This is a genomic window from Pseudomonas sp., assembly GCF_032058845.1.
Classification (GTDB): domain Bacteria; phylum Pseudomonadota; class Gammaproteobacteria; order Pseudomonadales; family Pseudomonadaceae; genus Aquipseudomonas.
This window is the reverse complement of record NZ_DAMCCR010000183.1, coordinates 1-3463: the sequence shown is the minus strand read 5'-3', so window position 1 is coordinate 3463 and position 3463 is coordinate 1. Positions and strand designations below refer to the sequence as shown.

Sequence of the window (3463 nt, the reverse complement as noted above, 5' to 3'; positions counted from 1 at the left end):
TCAGGTCGACGTAGCGCTGGCGGTAGCGCTGCTCGGTGTCGGTCAGGCCGTGGTGCTTGTCGGGCAGCGGGCGCAGGGACTTGGTGAGCAGGCGCACCTGGGTCATCTCGACGTACAGGTCGCCCTTGCCGGAACGGGCCAGGGTGCCTTCGGCGCTGATGATGTCGCCCAGGTCCCAGGTTTTCACCTCGGCCAGGGTTTCGGCTGGCAGGGTCTTGCGGTTGACATAGACCTGGATGCGCCCGGTCATGTCCTGAATGACCATGAACGAGCCACGGTTGAGCATGATGCGGCCAGCGACCTTGACCGGAATCGCTGCAGCTTCCAGGGCTTCCTTGGTCTGGTCGACGTACTGCTTCTGCAGATCGTTGCAGTAGCTGTCGCGGCGGAAGTCGTTGGGGAAGGCCTGGCCCTTGGCACGTTCGGCTGCCAGCTTTTCCTTGCGCAGGGCGATCAGGGTGTTTTCTTCCTGTTGCAGGTCTTGCGCTTCGGTCTTGAGGTCGCTCATGTCGTCATTCTTTCCATCAGTGTTCGGTGCCCCTGTCGGGCAGGCGCGCGGTGCGGCTCGGGGGCCGGCACCGCGACGAAGGTGTACCGCTTACAGCCCCTGCTTGAGGCTCGCTTCGAGGTACTGGTCGATGTCACCGTCCAGCACCTTGTTGCAGTCGCTGCGCTCGACGCCGGTGCGCAGGTCCTTGATGCGCGAGTCATCGAGCACGTAGGAGCGGATCTGGTGACCCCAGCCGATGTCCGACTTGGTGTCTTCCAGTGCCTGGGACGCGGCGTTGCGCTTCTGCATCTCCAGCTCGTACAACTTGGCCCGCAGCATCTTCATGGCGGTGTCCTTGTTGGCGTGCTGGGAACGTTCGTTCTGGCAGGCCACCACGGTGTTGGTCGGCACGTGAGTGATACGTACCGCCGAGTCGGTGGTGTTGACGTGCTGACCACCGGCACCGGAGGAGCGGTAGGTGTCGATGCGCAGGTCGGCCGGGTTGATCTCGATCTCCACCTTGTCGTCGATCTCGGGCGACACGAACACCGCCGAGAACGAGGTGTGGCGACGGGCGCCGGAGTCGAACGGGCTCTTGCGAACCAGGCGGTGCACGCCGATCTCGGTGCGCAGCCAGCCAAAGGCGTACTCGCCCTTGATGTGCACGGTGGCGCCCTTGATACCGGCGACCTCACCTTCGGACAGCTCGACGATCTCGGCACTGAAGCCGCGCTTGTCAGCCCAGCGCAGGTACATGCGCAGCAGGATGTTGGCCCAGTCCTGCGCTTCGGTGCCGCCGGAGCCGGCCTGGATGTCGACGTAGGCGTTGTTCATGTCCATTTCGCCGCTGAACATGCGACGGAATTCGAGCTGGGCCAGGGCGTCTTCGAGGCCCTGCAGCTCGGTTTCGACATCGTTGGCGGTGCCTTCGTCATCTTCCTCGACCGCCATCTCGAGCAAGGCTTCGCAGTCGGCCAGGCCGTTGGCAAGGGTGTCGAGGGTGTTGACCACCTGTTCGAGCATGGCGCGCTCGCGGCCCAGTGCCTGGGCATATTCAGGCTTGCTCCAGACGTTGGCGTCTTCCAGCTCGCGGTTGACTTCGGTCAGACGATCATGCTTGTGATCGTAGTCAAAGATACCCCCGAATCGACTGGGACCGCTCGGTGAGGTCCTTGATGGTGTTACGGATCGGTTGGATTTCCATGGTCGGGGACTCTCGCGCTGGATTCGGTGAAAAGCCGACGAGTATAAACCAGTCTGCTGGCGGACGGCAGGCCGTCTGACGGTGCGCGTCAAGCGCACGCCCGTCCCACTGGCCCTGCCCCTTCACGTCTGCCTCAGGCCACCACCACCCGATTGCGCCCCTCGTTCTTGGCCGTATACAGCCCTTTGTCCGCAGCGGAAATCAGTTGTCGGCACGGGCTGCCGATGGCCGGCGTATGCGTGGCCAGGCCAATGCTCACGGTCAGGCGCGAGTCGGGCTGCGGCGTGGTGTGGGCGATGTCCAGCGCGAGCACGGTCTGACGCAGCTTTTCGGCCACCAGGCGCGCGCCGCCGGGCGAGGTATTGGGCAGCACCAGGGCGAACTCCTCGCCGCCGTAACGCGCCGGCAGGTCGCTGGGCCGGGCACAGGAGCGGCGGATCGCGTCGGCCACCTGGCGCAGCGCTTCGTCGCCGGCCAGGTGGCCGAAGGTGTCGTTGAAGGCCTTGAAGTAGTCGACATCGATCATCAGCAGCGACAGCTGATTCTGCTCGCGCATGGCGCGGCGCCATTCCAGCTCCAGGTACTCGTCGAAGTGGCGGCGGTTGGACAGCCCGGTCAGCCCGTCAGAGTTCATCAGGCGCTGCAGCATCAGGTTGGTGTCGAGCAACTGCTGCTGGCTCACGCGCAGGGCACGGTAGGCCTCGTCGCGTTGCAGCAGGGTCAGGTAGGAGCGCGAGTGATAACGAATGCGCGCGACCAGTTCGATGTTGTCGGGCAGCTTGACCAGGTAGTCGTTGGCCCCGGCGGCGAAGGCCGCGCTCTTGACCAGCGGGTCTTCCTTGGTCGACAGGACGATGATCGGGATGTCCTGGGTGGCCGGGTTGTTGCGGTACTCGCGCACCAGGGTCAGGCCGTCCAGGCCAGGCATGATCAGGTCCTGCAGGATCACCGTCGGCTTGATGCGAATGGCCTGAGCCACCGCCTGGTGCGGGTCGGCGCAGAAATGGAAGTCGATGTTGTCTTCATTGGCCAGCCCGCGGCGCACCGCTTCGCCGATCATTGCCTGGTCATCGACCAGCAGGACCATCGCCGAATTCTCATCGGCCGCGTTGAAGCCCTCCAGCAGTAAATCATTCATGCCTGTTCACCCGGTCGCTGCCGATCACACGGCAAGACTCAACTATCGTCATTTCGAAAAGATTTCCGTCAGGCGCCCGGCGATACGTTCCAGCGGGCGGATTTCCACGGCAGCGTCGATCGCCGCCGCAGCCTTGGGCATGCCATACACCGCGCAGCTCTGCTGGTCCTGGGCGAGGGTCAGAAAACCTTGCTCGCGCATCAGTTTCAGCCCTTGGGCGCCGTCGCGGCCCATGCCGGTGAGCAGCACCCCGACCGCGTCACCGTTCCAGTAGCGCGCCACGCTCTCGAAGAACACATCGATCGAGGGTCGGTAGATTTCATTGACCGGCTCGGGCGTGTAGGCCAGCGTGCCGTTCTGCAACAGCCGCAGATGGTGGTTGGTCCCGGCCAGCAGTACCTGCCCAGGCTGCGGCGCCTCGCCCTCCTGGGCCAGGCGCACTGGCAGGCCCGAGGCACTGGCCAGCCAGTCGGCCATGCCGCTGGCGAACACCTGATCCACGTGCTGGACCAGCACGATGGCGGCAGGGAAATCCTTGGGCAGCCCCTTGAGCAGCAGCTCCAGCGCCGCCGGCCCACCGGCCGAAGAACCGATCGCGACCAGCGCGCGGCGCTGCGTGCCCTGGCGCGAC

At 64.7% G+C, this 3463-nt stretch carries 4 protein-coding genes; all 4 read right to left on the bottom strand.

From position 1 onward, the window contains the following. Positions 1–508: OB-fold nucleic acid binding domain-containing protein (locus tag RT028_RS20140; RefSeq protein WP_312937238.1), on the bottom strand; the 508-nt coding region annotated here is incomplete at its 3' end. Between the two features lie 90 nt (positions 509–598). Continuing rightward, positions 599–1694 (bottom strand): peptide chain release factor 2 gene (prfB, locus tag RT028_RS20135; protein ID WP_312937236.1). Its coding sequence is split into 2 segments (ribosomal slippage): positions 599–1621 and positions 1623–1694, totalling 1095 coding nucleotides; the frame shifts between segments, so codons are not numbered across the junction. Positions 1695–1827: 133 nt separating this feature from the next. Continuing rightward, the gene (locus tag RT028_RS20130; RefSeq protein WP_312937234.1) at positions 1828–2832 is read right to left on the bottom strand and encodes a PleD family two-component system response regulator; all 1005 of its coding nucleotides are present in this window, start codon (positions 2830–2832) and stop codon (positions 1828–1830) included. A gap of 48 nt (positions 2833–2880) precedes the next feature. Further along, a partial coding sequence (locus RT028_RS20125) for a chemotaxis protein CheB (RefSeq protein WP_312937232.1) occupies positions 2881–3463 on the bottom strand: 583 nt, incomplete at its 5' end.